The sequence below is a fragment of the Micromonospora sp. NPDC051227 genome, assembly GCF_044455385.1.
In the GTDB taxonomy this organism is placed as follows: Bacteria; Actinomycetota; Actinomycetes; order Mycobacteriales; family Micromonosporaceae; genus Micromonospora.
Genome location: NZ_JBITET010000013.1, coordinates 1 through 19,735, shown reverse-complemented (window position 1 = coordinate 19,735; position 19,735 = coordinate 1). Strand labels below are relative to the sequence as shown.

General features: G+C 70.2%; 17 protein-coding genes and 1 pseudogene. 4 read left to right on the top strand and 14 right to left on the bottom strand.

Annotated features, from left to right (window positions below; translation table 11 throughout):
• Nucleotides 1-109: 109 nt before the first annotated feature.
• From araA to ACIA47_RS26145, 12 genes are all read right to left on the bottom strand, one after another.
• A complete protein-coding gene (gene araA, locus ACIA47_RS26200; RefSeq protein WP_203117741.1) occupies nt 110-1,612 on the bottom strand; it encodes an L-arabinose isomerase in 1,503 nt (500 codons plus the stop codon).
• A 26-nt stretch (nt 1,613-1,638) separates the two neighbouring features.
• On the bottom strand, nt 1,639-2,628 hold the full coding sequence (yjfF, locus tag ACIA47_RS26195; RefSeq protein ID WP_396711128.1) for a galactofuranose ABC transporter, permease protein YjfF: 990 nt from the start codon (nt 2,626-2,628) through the stop codon (nt 1,639-1,641).
• Entirely contained in the window at nt 2,625-3,695 is a 1,071-nt protein-coding gene (locus ACIA47_RS26190) for an ABC transporter permease (protein WP_145791168.1), read from the bottom strand. The genes yjfF and ACIA47_RS26190 overlap by 4 nt, the downstream gene beginning before the upstream one ends.
• Nucleotides 3,692-5,233 (bottom strand): sugar ABC transporter ATP-binding protein, encoded by a 1,542-nt coding sequence (locus tag ACIA47_RS26185; protein ID WP_203117740.1) that lies wholly within the window; start codon nt 5,231-5,233, stop codon nt 3,692-3,694. Before ACIA47_RS26185 ends, ACIA47_RS26190 begins: the two co-directional genes overlap by 4 nt.
• Nucleotides 5,234-5,421: 188 nt before the next feature.
• Nucleotides 5,422-6,426 (bottom strand): ABC transporter substrate-binding protein, encoded by a 1,005-nt coding sequence (locus ACIA47_RS26180; protein ID WP_396711127.1) that lies wholly within the window; start codon nt 6,424-6,426, stop codon nt 5,422-5,424.
• Between the two features lie 129 nt (nt 6,427-6,555).
• Nucleotides 6,556-7,248, bottom strand: a complete 693-nt coding sequence (locus ACIA47_RS26175) for an L-ribulose-5-phosphate 4-epimerase (protein ID WP_181518457.1) — start codon at nt 7,246-7,248, stop codon at nt 6,556-6,558.
• Nucleotides 7,245-8,927: a ribulokinase gene (araB, locus tag ACIA47_RS26170; RefSeq protein WP_396711126.1), complete on the bottom strand. Its 1,683-nt coding sequence runs from the start codon at nt 8,925-8,927 to the stop codon at nt 7,245-7,247. The genes ACIA47_RS26175 and araB overlap by 4 nt, the downstream gene beginning before the upstream one ends.
• A gap of 740 nt (nt 8,928-9,667) precedes the next feature.
• The gene (locus ACIA47_RS26165) at nt 9,668-10,456 is read right to left on the bottom strand and encodes an ABC transporter permease (protein ID WP_203117738.1); all 789 of its coding nucleotides are present in this window, start codon (nt 10,454-10,456) and stop codon (nt 9,668-9,670) included.
• A complete protein-coding gene (locus tag ACIA47_RS26160; protein ID WP_396711125.1) occupies nt 10,453-11,430 on the bottom strand; it encodes an ATP-binding cassette domain-containing protein in 978 nt (325 codons plus the stop codon). Before ACIA47_RS26160 ends, ACIA47_RS26165 begins: the two co-directional genes overlap by 4 nt.
• Nucleotides 11,431-11,464: 34 nt before the next feature.
• A complete protein-coding gene (locus ACIA47_RS26155) occupies nt 11,465-12,307 on the bottom strand; it encodes a DUF4097 family beta strand repeat-containing protein (RefSeq protein WP_396711124.1) in 843 nt (280 codons plus the stop codon).
• A gap of 72 nt (nt 12,308-12,379) precedes the next feature.
• On the bottom strand, nt 12,380-12,904 hold the full coding sequence (locus tag ACIA47_RS26150) for a hypothetical protein (protein ID WP_203117719.1): 525 nt from the start codon (nt 12,902-12,904) through the stop codon (nt 12,380-12,382).
• 90 nt (nt 12,905-12,994) lie between these two features.
• Nucleotides 12,995-14,143, bottom strand: a complete 1,149-nt coding sequence (locus ACIA47_RS26145) for an FUSC family protein (protein WP_396711123.1) — start codon at nt 14,141-14,143, stop codon at nt 12,995-12,997.
• Nucleotides 14,144-14,382: 239 nt separating this feature from the next.
• Between ACIA47_RS26145 and ACIA47_RS26140 the strand changes: the two genes are divergently transcribed.
• The gene (locus ACIA47_RS26140; RefSeq protein WP_396711122.1) at nt 14,383-16,614 is read left to right on the top strand and encodes a hypothetical protein; all 2,232 of its coding nucleotides are present in this window, start codon (nt 14,383-14,385) and stop codon (nt 16,612-16,614) included.
• A 9-nt stretch (nt 16,615-16,623) separates the two neighbouring features.
• Here the strand turns inward: ACIA47_RS26140 and ACIA47_RS26135 are convergent, their stop codons facing one another.
• Nucleotides 16,624-17,379 carry an SDR family oxidoreductase gene (locus ACIA47_RS26135; RefSeq protein WP_203118589.1) on the bottom strand — a complete coding sequence of 252 codons (756 nt, stop codon included), beginning with the start codon at nt 17,377-17,379 and terminating at the stop codon, nt 16,624-16,626.
• Nucleotides 17,380-17,498: 119 nt separating this feature from the next.
• On the opposite strand from ACIA47_RS26135, the gene ACIA47_RS26130 reads away from it, so the two are divergent.
• Both ACIA47_RS26130 and ACIA47_RS26125 read left to right on the top strand, forming a co-directional pair.
• A complete protein-coding gene (locus ACIA47_RS26130; RefSeq protein WP_396711121.1) occupies nt 17,499-18,152 on the top strand; it encodes a methyltransferase domain-containing protein in 654 nt (217 codons plus the stop codon).
• Nucleotides 18,153-18,294: 142 nt separating this feature from the next.
• A pseudogene (locus tag ACIA47_RS26125) lies at nt 18,295-19,053 on the top strand (ice-binding family protein); the annotation flags it as partial.
• Nucleotides 19,054-19,108: 55 nt separating this feature from the next.
• Here ACIA47_RS26125 and ACIA47_RS26120 read toward each other — a convergent pair.
• Nucleotides 19,109-19,414, bottom strand: coding sequence for a hypothetical protein (locus ACIA47_RS26120; RefSeq protein ID WP_396711228.1), 306 nt, complete (start codon nt 19,412-19,414; stop codon nt 19,109-19,111).
• Nucleotides 19,415-19,455: 41 nt separating this feature from the next.
• Here ACIA47_RS26120 and ACIA47_RS26115 point away from each other — a divergent pair, with 41 nt between their 5' ends.
• Nucleotides 19,456-19,563 (top strand): LPXTG cell wall anchor domain-containing protein, encoded by a 108-nt coding sequence (locus ACIA47_RS26115; protein WP_396711227.1) that lies wholly within the window; start codon nt 19,456-19,458, stop codon nt 19,561-19,563.
• Nucleotides 19,564-19,735: the final 172 nt, after the last annotated feature.

The window sequence follows — 19,735 nt, the reverse complement described above, 5'->3', positions numbered from 1 at the left end:
ATCAGCTCGCGACCGTGCTAGCGGATACGCAAACGGGTGGCCCGCCCCTGCCCGAGGGATGTCAGGCAGGGACGGGCCACCCGTCCGGGGCGCGGTCGAGCCGCGTGAATCAGAAGCCGCGGGCCAGCCGGTAGTAGGCCTGGTTCCAGCGCAGCTCGTCGGCGAAGCGGCGGGGTTCCGTGGCGGCGTCGATGACGACGAGTTCGGTGCGGCTCATCTCCGCCAGGTCGTGCAGCTCCTCCACGCCCACCGCCTGGGAAAGCACGGTGTGGTGCGGGGCGCCCGCGGTGATCCACGCCTCGGCCGAGACCGGCAGGTCGGGGCGCGGACGCCAGACGGCACGGGCAACCGGCAACCGGCGCAGCGGCTGCGGCGGCGCCACCACGTCGATCTCGTTGGCCACCAGCCGGAAACGCTCCCCCATGTCGGCCAGCCCGAGCACCACGGCCGGACCGGGTGCGGCGTCGAACACCAGCCGGACCGGGTCCTCCCGGCCACCGATGCTCAGCGGATGGATCTCCACGTTGGGCACGTCGGAGGCGATCGTCGGGCAGACCTCCAGCATGTGGGCGCCGAGCACCAACTCGTTGCCCGGGGTGAGGTCGTAGGTGTAGTCCTCCATGAACGACGTGCCGCCGCTCACGCCCACCGACATCGCCTTGAGGGTGCGGACCAGGACCGAGGTCTTCCAGTCGCCCTCACCGCCGAAGCCGTAGCCGTCCGCCATCAGCCGCTGCACGGCGATGCCCGGCAGCTGACGCAGCCCCCCGAGGTCCTCGAAGTTCGTCGTGAAGGCCCGGAACCCGCCCGCGTCCAGGAAGGCGCGCATGCCCAACTCCACGCGCGCGGCGTACCGCAGCGAGTCGTGCTGCTCGCCGCCGGGAAGCAGCTCGCCGACGATGCGGTAGGTGTCCTCGTACTCCTTGACCAGGTCGTCGACCTGCGCGTCGGTGACCTCGCCGACCACCTCGACCAGGTCGTTGACGCCGTAGGTGTTGACCGAGACCCCGAACCGCAGCTCGGCCTCGACCTTGTCGCCCTCGGTCACCGCGACGTCGCGCATGTTGTCACCGAAGCGGGCCAGGCGCAGCGACCGCATCGCCGACCAACCCAGCGCGGCGCGGGCCCAGGCCCCGATCCGAGTGGTCACCCGCGGGTCGCTGACGTGCCCGGCCACGGTCTTACGCGCCACACCGAGACGCGTCTGGATGTACCCGAACTCACGGTCGCCGTGGGCGGCCTGGTTCAGGTTCATGAAGTCCATGTCGATGTCGTTCCACGGCAGCAGAACGTTGGCCTGGGTGTGCAGGTGCAGCAGCGGTGTCTGCAACGCGTCCAGACCGGAGATCCACATTTTGGCCGGTGAGAACGTGTGCATCCAGGCGATGACCCCGACGGCACCCTGAGCGGCGGCGTCCCGGCAGACCTGCAGGATCTCACCGCTGTTGGTCAGGACGGGCTTCCAGACCACGCGGGCGGGAATCTGCGGCGAGTCGTCGAGTGCGGCCGCGATCTGGCGAGACTGCTCGGCCACCTGGCGGAGCGTCTCCTCGCCGTACATGCCTTGGCTGCCGGTGAGGAACCAGATCTCGGGTTCGGTGTGTGGTGCCATGGAGTTGCCTTCCGCGAGAGGGGCGGTTACTTGTAACGGATTCCGATGAGGCGCTGAAGGAGGATGAACGCGAAGAGCAGACCACCAATCACGATCTTGGTCCACCAGGAGTTGAGGCTCCCGTCGAAGGTGATGAGGGTCTGGATCACGCCGAGGACCAGCACGCCGAGCACCGTGCCGAAGACGTAACCCGCGCCACCGGTGAGCACCGTGCCACCGATGACGACGGCGGCGATGACGTCCAGCTCCATCCCCACGCCGATCAGCGGCGCGCCGGAGAGGGTGTAGAAGGACAGCAGGATCCCGCCGATGGCCGAGCACAGACCACTGATCGTGTAGACGGCGATCCGGGTCCGGCCCACCGGCAGGCCCATCAGCAGCGCCGACTGCGGGTTGCCGCCGATGGCGTACACGTTGCGCCCCAGCCGGGTGTAGGCCAGCGTGTACGCGGCGATGACGACCACCACGAAGGCGATCAGCACGCTGATCGACACGAAGTTGCCCCGGGGGTCCCCGATTCGCTCCTGCGACATCGAGGTCCAGAACCCGTCATTGATCGGGATCGACGCGCCGGAGATGAAGGTGCACATGCCCCGGGCGAAGAACATCCCGGCGAGCGTGACGATGAACGGCTGGATCTCGAAGAAGTGGATGACGCAGCCCATCAACAGGCCGAGCGTCGGACCGATGAGCAGGGCGATGACAAGCACCAGCGCCGCCGGCATGCCATCCTGCAGCAGCGCGGCCGACACCATCGCCGTCATGGCGACGACCGAACCGACCGACAGGTCGATGCCACCGGTGAGGATCACGAAGGTCATACCCACCGCGACGACGAGCAGGAAGCCGTTGTCGATGAAGACGTTGAAGATGACCTGGACGTTGGAGAACGCCGTGTACTGCGAGACGCCGATGCCGTACATCACCAGCAGCAGGGCGAGCGTCGCCAGGACCGGTATCTGCTTCCTCGGCAGCCGGAACCGGGTACGACCGGCGGTAAGCGTTCCAGTGGTCATGCCGGCACCTGCTCCTTTGGCTTGTCGGCGATGGTGGCGGGCGGCGGGGCGTTGCGCCTACGTCGGCTGAACCGGGCCCGGAAGGCCGGCGCCTGGATGAGGCAGACGGCGATGACGACGACCGCCTTGAACAGCAGCGAGGTCTGCGGTGAGATGTCCATGGCGTACACCGTGGTGGTCAGGGTCTGGATGATCAGCGCGCCGATGATCGTGCCACTGAGGAAGAACCGGCCGCCCGCAAGGGACGTACCGCCGATGACGACAGCGAGGATCGCGTCCAGCTCGACCCAGAGGCCGGCGGCGTTGCCGTCGGCGCTGGAGACGTTTGCCGTCATCATGAAACCGGCGACCGCCGCACAGGCGGCGCTGATCACGTACACCAGGAAGATGACCCGGCCGGACCGGATGCCGGCGAGCCGGCTGGCCATGGCGTTGCCGCCCACCGACTCGATGATCATGCCGAGTGCGGTGCGGCGGGTGAACGCGGCGACCAGCAGGGCCGCGGCGAGCGCGATGAAGATGGCCAGCGGCAGGGTCAACGCGTGGCCCAGGCCGATCGCCCGGTACGGCTCGGAGTTGATGGTGATGATCTGGCCCTCGGTGATCAGCTGGGCGAGACCCCGGCCGGCGACCATCAGGATCAGAGTGGCGATGATCGGTTGGATACCGATCACGGCCACCAGCACCCCGTTCCAGGCGCCGAGCACGAGCGAGACACCCAGCGCCATCGCGAGGGCGGTCACCACCACACCAAGGCTGTTCTGGTCGGGCTGCTTGCTGATGTACATGCAGGCGATCGCGCCGCTGATCGCGCAGAGCGAGCCCACCGACAGGTCGATGCCGCCGGTGGAAATGACCAGGGTCATGCCCAACGCGACGAGGATCAGCGGTGCGCTCAGCCGCAGGATGTCGATCGGCGTGCCGTACAGGTGCCCGTCCTTGAGCTCGATGGACAGGAACCCGGGCCGGTAGATCGTGTTCGCGGCGAGCATGACGAACAGCACGGCGGCGGGCCAGAACAGCCGGTGACCGATCATCGTCCGATAGCGGCTCATGGTGTCGTTCATCGGTCTGCCTCCTCCCGGTGGGATCCGCTGGCGATGGTCTGCATGATGCGGTCGGCGTCCAGGCTCTCGTCGTTGGCGAGCTGCGCGACCATCTGCCGGTCCCGCATGACGGCCACCTTGTGGCTGAGGCGCAGCACCTCCTCCAGCTCGGCGGAGATGAACAGCACCGCCATGCCCCCGTCGGACAGCTGCGTCACGAGCTTCTGGATCTCGGTCTTCGCCCCGATGTCGATGCCCCGGGTCGGCTCGTCGAGGATCAGCAGTCGTGGTTCGGTGATCAGCCACCGGGCCAGCAGCACCTTCTGCTGGTTGCCGCCGGAGAGGTTGCGTACCGGCACCTCCGGGTCGGCGGGCCGGATGTTGAGCGCCTTGACGTACTTGTCGACCAGTTCGTCCTGGCGGCGACGCGGAATGGGCCGCAGCCAGCCGCGTGCCGCCTGCATGGCGAGGATCATGTTCTCGCGGACCGACAGGTCCGCGACGATCCCCTCGGCCCGGCGGTTCTCCGAACAGAAGCCGATGCCGTGGTCGATGGCCTGCGCGGGGGTGCGCAGGCTGCTCGCCATGCCGTCGATCGTCACCTGACCGCCGTCGGTCCGGTCGGCGCCGAACAACAGCCGGGCGACCTCGGTACGCCCCGAGCCCAGCAGGCCGGCCAGGCCCACCACCTCACCGGCGTGGATGGTGAGGCTGAACGGCTCGACCGCACCCGCCCGACCGAAGTCCGACACCGCCACCAGCGGGGTGCCCTCCTCCAGCGTGGCCAGGTCCCGCCGGGAGTGCTCCTCGATGCCCTCCAGGACGTCGAGCTCCTTGCCGATCATCTTCTCCACCAGGGAGAGCTGGGGCAGCTCGGTGGTGAGGTACTCGCCGACGAGCCCGCCGTTGCGCAGCACGGTGATCCGGTCGGCGATCTCGTAGACCTGGTCGAGGAAGTGGGTGACGAACAGGATCGCGATGCCCTCGTCGCGCAGTTGCCGCATGATCCGGAACAGCTGGGCCACCTCGCCGGCGTCGAGGCTGGACGTCGGCTCGTCCAGGATCAGCACCCGGGCCTTGATGTCGATCGCGCGGGCGATGGCGACCATCTGCTGGATCGCGAGCGAGTACGAGCCGAGTGGCGCGCTGACGTCGAGGTCGAGGTCGAGGCGGGTCAGCAGGGCTCGGGCGCGACGGCGAACCTCACCCCAGCGGACGGCGCCGAGGAGCCGAGGCTCACGGCCGATGAAGATGTTCTCCGCCACCGAGAGGTTGGTGCAGAGGTTGACTTCCTGGAAAACGGTGCTCACACCGGCGGCGGTCGCCTGCATCGGCCCGGTGAACGACACGGGCTCGCCGTCGAGGGTGATCGCACCCTGGTCGGTGTCGTAGACGCCGGTGAGCACCTTGATGAGGGTGGATTTGCCGGCGCCGTTCTCGCCCATCAGGGCGTGCACCTCGCCGGGGAAGAGCCGGAAGTTGACGTCGTGGAGTGCGCGCACCCCGGGGAAGGACTTGCTGATCCCGGTCATCGTCAGGACCGGACGGCTATCCGTCATCCCATCAGACCTCTTCTGGGTTGTCGACACGGAAGGGCCGCCACGCTCCCGGCACGCCCGCCCGGTCGTCCCTGGGGGGTCGCTCGGGCGGGCGTGGTTCGGAGGTCGTCGCGGGCCGAGCCCGGTCCGTTTCGGGTAGGAGGCGACGCGGCGGGGCCGCCACGCGAACGCGGCGACCCCGTCGTCGATCAGTACTTACGGTTGGGCAGAGCTTCCTTGGCCTGCTCGGTCGTGAAGGTGGTCTCCTCGGTCTCGATCCGAGGCGGCACCTCCTGGCCCGCGTGGACCTTCTTGGCCAGGTCCATCAGCTGTGGGCCGAGCAGCGGGCTGCACTCCGCGATGAAGTTGAACTTCCCGTCGGCGAGAGCCTGCATGCCGTCCTTGACGGCGTCGACCGTGATGATGGTGATGTCCTTGCCGGGCACCTTGCCGGCGGCGGTGATCGCCTCGAGAGCGCCCAGACCCATGTCGTCGTTGTGCGCGAACAACACGTCGATCTGCTTGTTGGCCTTGAGGAACTGCTCCATGACCTGCTTGCCGCCGGCCCGGGTGAAGTCACCCGGCTGGGAGGCGATGATCTTCAGGTTCGGGTTGGCGGCGATCGCCTCACCGAAGCCCTTCTTGCGATCGTTCGCCGGCGCCGCACCGGTGTTGCCCTGCAGCTCGACGATGTTCACCGTGCCCGAGGCGCCCTTCTTCTGCTCGACCAGCCACTCACCGGCGAGCCGGCCTTCCTTGACGAAGTCCGAGCCGAGGAAGGTCTTGTACAGCGACTTGTCAGCCGAGTCCACCGAGCGGTCGGTCAGGATGACCGGGATGTCGGCGTCCTTGGCCTCCTTGAGCACGGTGTCCCATCCGGACTCCACCACCGGCGAGAAGGCGATCACGTCGACCTTCTGCTGGATGTAGTTGCGGATCGCCTTGATCTGGTTTTCCTGCTTCTGCTGAGCGTCGTCGAACTTCAGCTCGATGCCCTCGGCGGCCGCGGCCTCCTTGATCGAGGTGGTGTTCGCGGTACGCCACCCGCTCTCCGCACCGACCTGGGAGAAGCCCATCGTGATCTTGCCGTCGTCCTTGGTGCCGCCGCCGCCGGTGTCGCTATTGCCGCAGGCCGCCACGCCGCCGACCAGCAGCACACTGGCGAGGACCGCGGCAGCGCGCCACGGAGCGGACTGCGTTCGCATCTTTCCCATCGAATCTCCTTGGCTGGATGTGGTGGGTAACCGCGCCAACCGCCGAGGTGCGAAGAAGCGGCGTACGCGGGTGGTGCGTGCTGGTGCGTCGTGGTGCAGACCGACGGGTCTCGGATGATCGGTGCAGGGTCAGGAACCCGCCGGTGCGACTGGTTGTTGACCGTAGACGTTCTGGTAACGGTCATAAAGAGCATCGATGTCTGCCTGGGCCATCGGGACCGGCTGCCCAAGGGTGTGGGCGAGGTGCGCGGTGCGGGCCACGTCCTCGCACATGACCGCCGCCTTGACCGCCGCGCGGGCGTCGCGGCCGATGGTGAACACGCCGTGGTTGCGCATCAGCACCGCGGGCGAGCGGTGCCCGGCGAGCGTGGCGACGATGCCCTTGCCGATGTCGTCACCGCCGATCAGCGCGAACGGGCCGATCGGGATTTCCCCACCGAACTCGTCGGCCTGGGCGGTGAGGTGGCAGGGGATCGACTCCCCACACGCGGCCCAGGCGGTCGCGTACGAGCTGTGCGTGTGCACGACGCCACCGACCTCGGGCATGGCCCGGTAGACGTAGGCGTGGGCGGCGGTGTCGCTGGACGGGGCGAAGTCGCCCTCGACGAGAACGCCGTCGAGGTCGCACACCACCATCGTGGCCGCGGTGAGGTCGTCGTAGCTCACCCCACTCGGCTTGATCACCATCAGGTCCTGGCCGGGGACCCGCGCGGAGACGTTGCCGGACGTCCAGGCGACCAGGTTGTACCGGGTCAGCTCGGCGTGCAGGCGGGCGACGGTCTCGCGCAGCTCGGCGATCTGTCGGGTCACCTCGGCGTTCACGCCACCACCTCCAGCGGGGCCTCGTAGGTGGTCGCGGCGGTCTCGACCGCCGCGTTGCGGATCGCCCGCAGGCGGAGCATGACGTCGTTGCCGCCACGTCCGAAGTGGTCGTGCAGTGCCCGGTACTCGGCGTAGAGGGCGTCGTAGGCGCGGGCCCGCTCGGGGTCCGGACGGTAGACGGCCTCGTGCACGCGACCCATCGCCTGCGACGCCTCGTGGATCGAGGGGAACTCACCGGCGGCGACGGCGGCGTGGATCGCCGAGCCCAGCGCCGGCCCCTGCGCCGAGGCGATGATGTTCAGCGGTCGCCTGGTCACGTCGGCGTAGATCTGCATCAGCAGCGCGTTGTTGGTCAGACCACCGGCGATCACCAGGTCGTTCACCGGGACTCCGGCGTCGACGAACGCCTCGATGATCATCCGGGTGCCGTACGCGGTGGACTCCAGCAGGGCCCGGTAGATGTCCGCCGGCCGGGTGGCCAGGGTCATGCCGACGATCATGCCGCTGAGGTCGTGGTTGACCAGCAGGGAACGGTTGCCGTTCCACCAGTCCAGCGCGATCAGGCCGTGCCCGCCGACGGGCTGACTCGCGGCCAGCTCGGTGAGGCGCTCGTGCGAGTCGACGCCGGCCGGGGCGGCGTGCTCGACGAACCAGCCGAAGATGTCGCCGACACCGCTCTGCCCGGCCTCGTAACCCCACGCGCCGGGGCTGATGCCGCCGTCCACCACACCGCACATGCCGGCAACCTCGGCGACCTCCGCGCCGTTGACCACGTGGCAGGTCGAGGTGCCCATGATGGCGACCAGCCGACCGGGCTGCACCGCCTGCGCGGACGCCGCGGTGACGTGCGCGTCGACGTTGCCGACGGCCACCGCGATCCCCTCCGGCAGGCCGGTCCAGGCGGCTGCCTGGGCGGTGAGCGCGCCGGCCCGGGCGCCGAGGGGCAGCAACGGACCGTCCAGCTTGGCCACGAAGTCGCCGAAGTTGGGGTTGAGCGCGGTCAGGAAGCCCTCGGAGGGGTAGTGACCGTCCTGCAGGATGCCCTTGTAGCCGGCCGTGCAGACGTTGCGGGTCTCGGTGCCGCAGAGCTGCCAGACGATCCAGTCGGCCGCCTCGATGAAGCGCTCGGCCCGGTCGTAGACCTCCGGGTCCTCCTCCAGGATCTGCAGACCCTTGGCGTACTGCCACTCGGCGGAGATCTTGCCGCCGTACCGGCCGATCCACGGCTCGGCCCGCTCATGGGCCAGCGCGTTGATCCGGTCGGCGTGCGGCTGCGCGGCGTGGTGCTTCCACAGCTTGACCCAGGCGTGCGGTCGGTCGCGCAGCTCGGGCGTCTCGCACAGCGGGGTGCCGTCGGCGAGCGTCGGCAGCACGGTGCAGGCGGTGAAGTCGATACCTATGCCGACCACCGCCGCCGGGTCCACCCCCGCGGCGGACACCGCCGCCGGGACGGCGTACCGCAGAACGTCGCGGTAGTCCTGTGGGTTCTGCAGGGCCCAGTCCGGGGGCAGCGTTCGACCTCCCGGAAGCGCCGTGCTGATCACGCCATCGCCGTACTCGTGCACCGCGGTCCCCAACTCGGCACCATCGCCGACACGGACCACCAGAGCTCGCCCGGACAGGGTGCCGTAGTCGACACCGACGACGTAGCGGTCGTCAGCTCCGTCCACACGGTTCATGTTCACCTCCACCGTTAACGGGGATAGTGTTAACGCTCACATCCAGGCTCGTCAAGACATCTACCCGCAACAGCTCCGTAACGGAACGCGGAAGGCGGACCGACTCGGGAGGGTAGATAACGGACCGGTGCAAACCTGAAGATTCCACCCTCAACTGCGGCAGCCATCCGACGAATGGGGCCCGAGTCCGGTGCAAGTGCCACCCGGAGACCCGACGACAGGCGGCGCGACAGGTCCAGCGCGCCGCACACCTCGGCATCGCCGTCCGATAGCGACCACTTGCCCTCCGGCGATGATGGCAGCGATAACATTGCCAGGGCGTCGCGGTCGGCGCCCGGATCCGCCCGACAGCCATCGACGACCATGCGGGCTCATGGCTGAGCGCTCCAGAGGGCGACCCGCCCACCGCAGAGCCGGACGGCGGGCCGGTGTTATCGATAACATTCAACGTCTTGGTGGGCCACCTCGCGCGGGTCGGTCCCCGCGCCCGACGACCGCGTGGGGCGGCGCCGGATGACGGATCCACTCGTGCTCCTTGAAGTCGCGGGGTCCGCGGCGGCGTGATCGGCCGACTTCACGAAAGCCGAGTCGATCACGCGCTCGCTCCGCCGACCCGCCGCCCGATCACGCACTCGCGCCAGCGGGCCGCCGGTCGCACTACGTCACGAGCCGGCGGCCCGACCCTGTGGGCCGAGCCGCCGGCTCTCCGTTGCGTTGGCGGGACCGACGCGCCGGACGGATCAGGCCGTCCGGTTGCGGTTGTACAGAGCCTTGGCCCAGAGGAAGCAGCCCACGGTGATGACGGTGCACCAGACGACCGCGATGATCCCGTTGGCGCCGATCCCGGTACCCAGGAGCAGGCCGCGAAGGGTCTCCATGACGGGCGTGAAGGGCTGGTAGTCCGCGAACCACCGCACGGCGGTCGGCATGGAGTCGGTGGGGACGAACCCGCTGCCGAGGAACGGCAGGAGGATCAGCGGCATGGGCAGGTTGCTGGCCGTCTCGACGCTGTCACTGACCAGGCCGAGGGCGACGGACAGCCAGGTGAGCGCAAAGGTGATCATGGCGAGCACGCCGATCGCGGCGAGCCATTCGACCGGGTTGGCCGTGGGCCGGAACCCGACCAGCAGCGCCGCGACGGTGACGGCCGCGAGGCTGAGCATGGTCTGCACCAGGCTGCCCAGTACGTGACCTGTCAGGACCGACGGTCGGAAGATCGACATTGTGCGGAACCGGGCGATGATCCCCTCGGTCATGTCCATCGCGACCGAGATGGCGGTGCCCTGCGCGGCGCTGACCACCGTGATGAGCAGGATGCCGGGGGTGACGTAGTTGGCGTACTGGGAGCGGTCGCCGGACGGGCCGAGACCGGCGCCGAGCGTGCCGCCGAAGACGTAGACGAAGAGCAGCAGGATGATGATCGGAATGCCGATGAGCAGGAACGTCATCGACGGGTACCGCCGCATGTGCAGCAGGTTTCGCCGCAGCATGGTGCTCGAGTCGCGGACGGCGAGGGAGAGGGTGCTCATCGCGCGGGAGCCCTTTCGTGGTCGGGTCGGCTGGCCCGGGTGTCGGGCTGACCGGTGAGGGTGAGGAAGACGTCGTCGAGGTCGGGGGTGTGCACGGAGAGTCCCGCCACGCTGATCGAGGCGCGGTCGAGCTGGTCGAGCAGGGATCGCAGCGACCCGACCCCGCCGTCACTCGGCACCTGGAGGGTGAGCGCCGCGTCGTCCCGGGTGGCGGCGTCGAACGTCCGGGCCGCCGAGTCGAGCCCCTCCTGGTCGGCGAACTGCAGGACGACGTGGCCGCCCGGGATGAGCCGCTTGAGCTCGCGCGGCGTGCCCTCGGCGATCAGTCGGCCGTGGTCGAGGAACGCCACCCGGTCGGCGAGCTGGTCGGCCTCCTCCAGGTACTGCGTGGTGAGCAGGATGGTCACGCCCTCGGCGGCGAGCGCGCGGATGATGTGCCACATGGCCCGGCGGCTGCGCGGGTCGAGGCCGGTGGTGGGCTCGTCGAGGAAGATGACCCGGGGCTCGCCGACCAGGGTCATCGCGAGGTCGAGCCGTCGGCGCATGCCGCCGGAGTACGTCGACACCGGCTTGCCCGTCGCCTCGGTCAGGTCGAACTGGTCGAGCAGGTCGGCGATGCGCCGCCGACCGGCAGCCCTGTCCAGGTGGCACAGGTCGGCCATCAGGATCAGGTTCTCCCGACCGGTGAGCAGGTTGTCGACGGCGGAGAACTGGCCGGTGACGCCGATCAGCGCGCGTACCGCGTCGGGCTCCCGGGTCAGGTCGTGGCCGAAGACGCGGGCGTTACCGCGGTCGGCGTCGATCAGGGTGGACAGGATCTGCACGGTGGTGGTCTTGCCGGCGCCGTTCGGACCGAGCAACGCGAAGATGGTGCCCTCGGTGATCATCAGGTCGATGCCGTTCAGCACGACCTTGTCGCCGTAGGACTTGCGCAGGTCGGTGGCGACGATCGCGGGGTTCATGGAGCTGGTCATGGTCTCCTCATCTGTGGTCGGCGGGGCGGTGGGGTCAGGCGCGGCGGATCATGATGTCGCCGTAGGAGGTGTTCGCCCGGACCTCGACCGTCTCGTCGGTGTGCGCCGGGCTGTCGGTCGACTCCAGCGCGTTGTGGACGCGGCCGTGCTTGGAACTGACGTCGAGCCAGGCGGCGGTCCCGCGACGGATGCCGACCTCGATCGCGCCGTAGGAGGTCTGTGCGTCGATCGCGCCGCGGGTGACCGCACCCAGCCGGAGGTTGCCGTAGGCGGTGCGCGCCGTCACCGAGGCCTGCGAGGCGTCCACGGTGATGTCGCCGTAGGCCGTGTTGATCCGGACGTCGCCACCACTGTGGCCGATCCAGCAGTCGCCGGACGAGTTCTTGATCTCGGCGGTGCCGTCGACCGCGCCGATGCGCACCTTGCCGGACGAGGCCTTCACCCGGGCGGAGCCCAGCACACGCTCGACCGCGACCTCGCCGTGGCTGCTGTCGATCTCCAACGGCCCGGTCTCGTCGAGTCGGATGCCGCTGCCGGTCTTGATCCGACACTCGCCGAGCCGACCCTCGCAGCGGAATGCCGCCCACGCCGCCTCGGCGTACACCTGCGACCCGGTCGGCACCTCGATCTGGACGTCGACCGACGGCCCCGGGCCGAACCCGTAGCGGCGCCAGCTCTTCGGCACCCGGATCACCAGTCGCCCGGCGGTGAACTCGACGGTGCTCTGGTCGGCGGCGCTCACGTCGGCCTTGCTCGACGGGTCGCGGGGCCGCACCGTCACCACCGTGTCGGTGCGGTCGCTCGCGGCGATCCAGGCATCGCCGATCGGCAGCTCGATCTGGACGGAAATCGGCTCTGGCGTCTCGAAAACAGGCATGGTGGTCTCCCGAAAGATGGTCGGCGGAGGTCGCCGCTGGTCAGCGGCGTGGTGGTGGAGGGGTACGGGGAGTTAGCGGGCCCAGCCGGTGAAGTGCTGGCCGGAGGTCGGCTCCACCCGGCGGGGTGGACGACGCTGCGTATCGCCCGCTGCGATGGCACCGGCGACGGCGCGCACCAGCCAGGCGTTGACCGAGAGCCCGGCGCGGCCGGCGGCGTCCTCGACGCTGGCCTTCAGGTGGTCGGGGAGCCTCAGGTTGATCCGCGAGGTGCCGCCCTCGTCACCGTCGGGCGCGGAGACCGGCACCGACAGCGGTGGCGGGCCACTGGGCTCGCTCGCCACCTCGACCGGCGGGCTGGCCGGCGTCACCACGAAGTCGGGCTCGCGGCCGCGCAACCGAACGTGCACCGATCCCGGTGCGAGGTCACGGGTGATCTCGTCGGCCGCGTCGGACAGCGCTTCGAGCAGCGTGAGACGGGTGGCTGCCTCCAACTGCGCGAAGAGTCGTTCGGCCAGCGCCCGGGCCTCCGGGTCCACGCCCTCCGCGGCCACGGCGAACTCGTTACGCAGGTTCTCGACGTACGACCTCAGTTCCATGGCACCATCATGGCACCACTTTGGCTCAAGATGCAACAGGCGTGGCTCAGAGGATGCCGCCGTCTGGCTCCGCCGGGGCTCACCTGGCCCTCAGAGGTCGCCGAAAAGCGTTCGGACCAGGTGATTCGCGTCCTCCTGGCTCAGGCCGGAGGCGACCAGGAGGTCACTGACGGTCGTCCGGACCTGCGCCACCACCACCGCACCGGAGAAGCCAACGCCGTCCCGATAGGCGTGCCCGGCCGTCCGGACCGCTCGTAGCGCCTGCTCCCGGGCCCGGTTCGGCTCGGCGCCGGCGGCGAACTGCCGCTTGAGCAGGCGGACCGCCTCGGCGAGGTCGAACACCGCCGTCGGCAGCGACTCCGGCACCGGCTCGCCGTCCTCGATGAGCGTCACCGACCGTCGGATCAGGGTGCCGCTGTTGCGCATCGCCCGGTCGATCGGCTCCGCCGCCTGCGCGTAGCGGCCCACCGGCCCGTGCCGTTGATGCCAGTACACCGGTGACAGGGTGCTCGCCTCCCGGGCGCCCTGGGTCGCCTCGACGAACGCCTTCAACCGGCCCGCGCTCTGCCGCAGCTCACCCCGGGCGGTACGGGCCAGAGCGGCATCCCGCTCGGCCAGCGCCTCGGCGGTGGCGTCGAGCTGGGTCGCGAGGAGATCCAACGCTGGCCGCGCGGCCCGGTTGAGCACCCGCAGCGGGTTCAACGGCAGCAACACGGCGGTGACCAGCAGCGCCACCCCTCCCCCGATGAGCGCGTCCACGAACCGGGGGATCTCCAGATCCCGGACGGCCGGGCTGAGCGTGGCGATCAGCACCGCCGTCGCCCCCGCCTGGATCACCACCGCCGCGCTGCCCGCGAGGAAGAGCGCGACGACGATCGCCAGCACGACGATCAGGGCGAGCTGCCACCACCCGGTGCCGATCACCAGGAGGAGCAGATCGCCGATCAGCACTCCGACGGTGACACCGATGATCAGCTCGACGGTGCGACGCAACCGCTGGCCGACGGAGGCGGCGAGCGTCGAGACGGCCGAGATCGGCGCGAAGACCGGCTGCGACACGTGTAGCAGCGAATGCGCCACGAACCAGGAGAGCGCCGCGGCCAGGCCGGCCTGTAGGGCCAGCCCGCCGATGGTTCGTACCCGACGGACCCGGTCGCGCAACGCGGCCACCACGCGGTCCCAGAGCCGGACGACGGTCGACGGGCCCGCGCCCGCTCCGCGCCGACCGGCAGCGACCATGGCGGCACCTACCCCGCCACGACCGGATCAATCCTCGCCGGCACGGCCCGGCGGGTGACCGCCGGTCGGGCCCGGCATGGGCAGTAGCGCCCCGGCCGGCCGAGATTGAGGGCGTCCGGACCGGGTAGACCCGGCTCTGCCGTCACCGCGGTCGGCGGCCCGGCGCGTGACCTCGGGCTGGGTCGCGCGGGACAAGGGCTGCGAGACGCGTCGGGGGGACATCGGATGGATCAGCGCGGTTGAGCGGGCCGGAGGACTCCGGTGACGTCGTGGAGCTACGGGTGCACGGAGTCTCCGGCGCGAGCGCGGCACAGGTGCTGGACCTGCAACAGACCAGGCAGGTCGCCGGTGACCGCAGTGGGGGGTTCTACCGGCCGCGCCCCCGGTGCTCGGAGAGCACCGGCGAGCACGGGGTGACGCTTGAGGCGTACCGCTGGGGTGACCTGCCCTCCGGCACCGTGACCCGCACCCTGGCAGTGGTCTTCCTGCTCCCCTTCATGCTGGTCAACGTCGCGATCTGGATGCGCCCGGCGAACCCCGGGTCCGAGGCGACGGTCAGGTCACTGTGCCGGGTGCTGGGGCTCACGCTCACCGTGCTGTACGTGCTCGCCATCGCCGGCGTCGCCCTGGATCTCGTCGGATGGAAGTGCCTGGCCTCGCCGGACTGCCTCGCCGGACGCAGCTGGTTGTCCTGGTTGGGTGGGCGGACGATCGGGCTGCGGCTGGCGGTACTCGCGCTGGTCCCGGCCGCCGCGATCGGCCTGATCTGGCGGGTCAGCTACCGTCCGGGGCGAACCTTCGAGGCGTTTCGCGCACCCGATCCGGGCAGCTCCGCGTCCCGGCTCGACACCGTCGGCCAGTGGGACGCCGAGCCGCTGGTGGGCCGGTTGCGCGCCATCCACGTCGCCGCGGCATTCGCGACGCTGGACCTCGTCCTGCTCCTGGCCCAGGGTGCGAGAGACGCGTCGGCGGCCACGATCGCGCTGACGGCGATCACGGGGGTGATCCTCACGGGCTGCGTGGGGCTGCTCTGCACACCGCCGCTGATGGACCGGTCCCCCGCCGACCAGCGGCTCGACCGGGTCACCCGCACCCTCCGGACCGCTGCCATCATCCTGACCGTGGCCGTCGTGGCACACGTGCCGACCAGTTCGCAGCCGTGGCCGCAGGAGCACGGGCTGCCCGGCTACGACCCGACCCTGGTCGGTGTGTTCGCGGCTCAGACGGCACTGTTGGCCGCCCTGGGCGTGGTGCTGCTCTGGCACTGGCGCCGGGAACGCGGCGCCACCCCGCTGTTCGGGCTGGGCGCTCTCGTTGTCGCCGCCACCGGGATCAGCATGGCGGTGGCGTACTCGGCGGAGCTGGTCTGCCGGGTGGCGGACTTCCTGGACCGCGGCGTGCCGACGGGAGCGGGCATCGCCTCCGGCCCATCCCGCGCCTACACCTGGGCGATCTACGGCTTCTTCCGCGCGGTGCTGGTCACCACGATCGTCGCCGGCCTCGTCGCCCTGATCTCCCGTCGCGGTCGACGGCGGGCCGCCGCGGCGATCGTCACGCGCGACTTCCCGAACCCGCCGGCCGAGGCAGAGCCCCGACTGCGGCAGGTCCGAGACGCGATAGCTCGGGCTCGCTTCACCGAGAAACTGGTGCCGTTGGCAGTGGTCTACGGCTGCCTCGCCGGACTCGGCACGGCCACCACCACGATCGGCCTGCTCGGGCAGTTCCCGGGCGCCGTCATCGAACGCAGCATCGGGTTGCCGGCGGAGGCGACCACGTTCGCCATCGCGTTCAGTAGCTGGGTGATCGGGGCGATCATCCTCGGCCTGATCATCGGCGGCATCTTCGCGCACCGGACCGAACCGTACCGCCGGTACATCGGTGTCCTCTGGGACCTCGGCACCTTCTGGCCCCGGGCCGCCCACCCGTTCGCGCCGCCCTGCTACTCCGAGCGGGCCGTACCGGAACTGGCCCGCCGGATCACCTACCTCGTCGAACGCGGCCACGCGGTGCTGCTGACCGGGCACAGCCATGGCTCGATTCTGCTCGCCGCCACGGTGCTCCGACTGCCGCCGCAGGTCGGCGACCGGGTCGCCCTGCTCACCCACGGATCACCACTACGCCGCCTCTACGCGCGGCTCTTCCCCGCGTACGTCGACGACGCGGCACTGCACGAGATCGGCCGGCGGGTGGGGTGGCGCTGGGTGAACCTGTGGCGCGACACCGACCCCATCGGTGGCTGGATCTTCTCGCCGCATCAGGCACCCGCGCCGGCCACCACCGGTGACCCGGCCGCCGCGGTGGATCGTCGACAGCGTGATCCCCGCGACGTGGTCAGACCACCCGGGGACAGCGTCGCCCCACCCATCCGAGGGCACTGGCCGGGTGAGTCCGACGAATTGTTCACCGACGCGGTACGGGAGTTGGTGCAGCGCCTCGGTAGGCGGGCCGACCCGCCCGGGACGCCGAGGTAGCGGGCCGGCTCAGTGTCCCCGGCCCGCCCGGGTACGCCAGTCGTCCAAGCCGGTGCCGGCGAGGCGGGCACCGTCGGCCGGGACGAGCGAGCGTTCGCCCAGCTTGGCGCCGAAGTACCGGGCGTCGGGGTCGGCCACCACCGAACGACGGTCCTGTTGATCGGTGAGGAGGGATCGGCCCAGTTCGTCGAGGCGGAACTGCTCCGGGCCGGCGACCTCGACCACGGAGTTCGTCGGCGCGCCGAGCGCCACCTCGGAGACCGCTGCCGCGACGTCGTCCGCGGCCATCGGCTGAATGAGCACCGGCGCGAGGTGCACGGTGTCGCCGTCCGTGGCGGTGTCGATGATGCCCTGGAGGAACTCGAAGAACTGGGTGGCGTGCACCACCGAGTACGGGAGTCCGGACGCGACGATGAGCTTCTCCTGGGCGACCTTCGCGCGCATGTACCCGCTGTCCGGGATCCGGTCGCACCCCACGATGGAGAGCGCCACGTAGTGGTTCACCCCGGCGTCCGACGCGGCAGCGAGGAGCGTCCGGGTCGAGGTCTCGAAGAACTCCAGTACGGCCGCGTCCTCGAACGACGGCGAGTTCGACACGTCGACGACGACCTCGGCGTCGGTGAGCGCACCGGCCACTCCCTCGCCGGTCAGGGTGTTCACGCCGGTCTTCGGCGATGCCGGCACCGCCTCGTGGCCCTGGGCGCCGAGGCGGTCCACCAACTTGGAGCCGATGAGGCCGCTGCCCCCGATGACGACGATCTTCATGGTCGCACCACGTCCTGTCTGCACTGGGTTGAGTCGTGCTGCAAACCAGTAAGACGGAAAGCGTGCACGGATGCAGGACAATCGCCGGAGAACAGTTCGACGGAGATCAGGAGGTCGACGTGGCCACGGTGTCCCACCCGGTGTTCGCTCGGGTTTACGAGCGGCTCAGCGTCGCCATGGACCGCGCCGGCACGGCGGCGTTCCGGCGGGACCTGGCCGCCGGCCTCTCCGGCCGGGTGATCGAGATCGGCGCGGGCAACGGGCGGATGTTCGCCCACTACCCGCCGGGGGTGACCCAGGTCCTCGCGGTCGAACCGGAGCGACGTCTCCGGGTCGCCGCCGAGCGCGCCGCGTCGGACGCGCCGGTTCCGGTCACTGTCGTCGACGGTCTGGCCCAGGCGCTGCCCGCCGGGGACGGCGAGTTCGACGCGGCGGTGGTTGCGTTGGTGTTGTGCACCGTGCCCGATCAGGCGAGCGCGTTGGCCGAGGTCAGCCGGGTGCTGCGACCCGGAGGCCAGGTGCGGTTCTTCGAGCACGTGGCCGCCGAGGAGGCCACCGGTCTGCACCGCGCTCAACGACTCGTCGACGCCACACTGTGGCCGAAGCTCTTCGCCGGCTGCCACACCAACCGCGACACCGTCGCCGCCATCGGCGCGGCCGGCTTCGAGGTGGAGGAGCTGCGCAGGTTCCGTTTCCCGGCCACCAGCAACAGCCCCTCCTCCCCCTGCGTCCTCGGCCGCGCGATCAGGCCGCTCCCAACGGGCCGGCGGTAGGCCGAGATCCGCTCGGTTGCTCTGGCCGCGCACCCGCCCGTTATTCACGGAATCGGCAAACGAGAACGCGAACGTCAGGCCAATTCAGCTAGACGGACTTGGGCTATTGTCCCAACTTGCCCCCATTAGAACACCTGCCGTGATGTGGTGGTCAGCGCGCTTATCGGCGCATACAGGCCGTATCACGCAGGACGCCACTGGCTGGCCGTCTCCTGCGAGTAGTACCCACGGAGGGTGTTCTGTGACAGCTAAACCCAAAAATTGGCTACGGCGGCGAGTGGTCCTGCCGTCGCTCGCTGCTGGCGCAGCCGCCACAGTGGCAGCCAGCCTGCTGCTCTTCAGCTCGACCGCCGCAAACGCGCAGGAAGCACCGGTCAACCTCGGGACGGCGGCCGACTTCTCCGTCCTGGCCGGAGCGGAGCCCACCAACACCGGCCCCAGCTTCCTGGCTCAGAGCCTCGGGCGGTTCCCCGGAAACACCGCGTCCGGATTCGAAACGGCAACCATCGGCGGCGAGGTACACCTCGGTGACGCGGTCGCGCTACAGGCCCAGAGCGACCTGACCATCGCCTTCAACGACGCCGCCGGCCGGACCCCGTTCACCATCCTGCCGGCCGAGCTGGGTGGCAACACGCTCAACGAAGGGGTCTACCGGATCGGGGCCGCCCAACTGACCGGACCGTTGACGCTCAACGGCCAGGGCGACCCGTCGGCCGTGTTCATCTTCCAGGTCGACTCCTCGCTGACGACGGCGTCGAACAGCAGCGTCGTGCTGATCAACGGGGCATCGGCCTGCAACGTGTTCTGGAAGATCGGCAGCTCGGCGACGATCGGCACCGGCACCACCTTCGTGGGCACCATCATGGCTCAGGCCGCGATCACGATGGCCACGGGTGCGACCCTCCAGGGTCGCGCGCTGGCGCGCACCGCCGCCGTCACCCTCGACACCAACGTCATCACCGCGCCGAACTGCGCCGGGCCGACGGGCCCACCCGGGCCGACCGGCCCACCCGGGCCCACCGGTCCGCCCGGCCCGTCCGGTCCGCCCGGTAGCCCAGGAGCACCCGGCAGCCCCGGCGCACCCGGCAGCCCAGGAGCCCCTGGCAGCCCAGGAGCACCAGGTAGCCCAGGAGCACCAGGTAGCCCAGGAGCACCTGGTAGCCCGGGCGCACCTGGCGCACCCGGTAGCCCCGGAGCACCCGGTAGCCCCGGCGCACCTGGTCCGTCCGGACCTCCCGGAGCACCTGGCGGCCCTGGCGCACCCGGTCAACCTGGTGGCGGCGGCAAGCAGCCCATCCTGCCGGTGACCGGCGGCGGTGCGGTCCCGGCCATGACCGGCGTCGGAAGTGTGCTGGTCGTGCTGGGCGCGGTCGCGTTCTTCCTGGCCCGGCGTCGACGCCTGGAGTCCTGATCGGCGGCCCGGCCAGTGTGATCCCGGCCGGGCCACGTCACGTCGTCGGGGCCCCCCCCCCCCCGGGGGGGCGCCCCCCCCCCCCCCCCCCCCCCGCGCCCCCCCCCCCCCCAAAAAACCCCACGCGGGGGGCGCCCCCGCGGGGGGGGGGTTGTGGCGGATAACGGTGCGG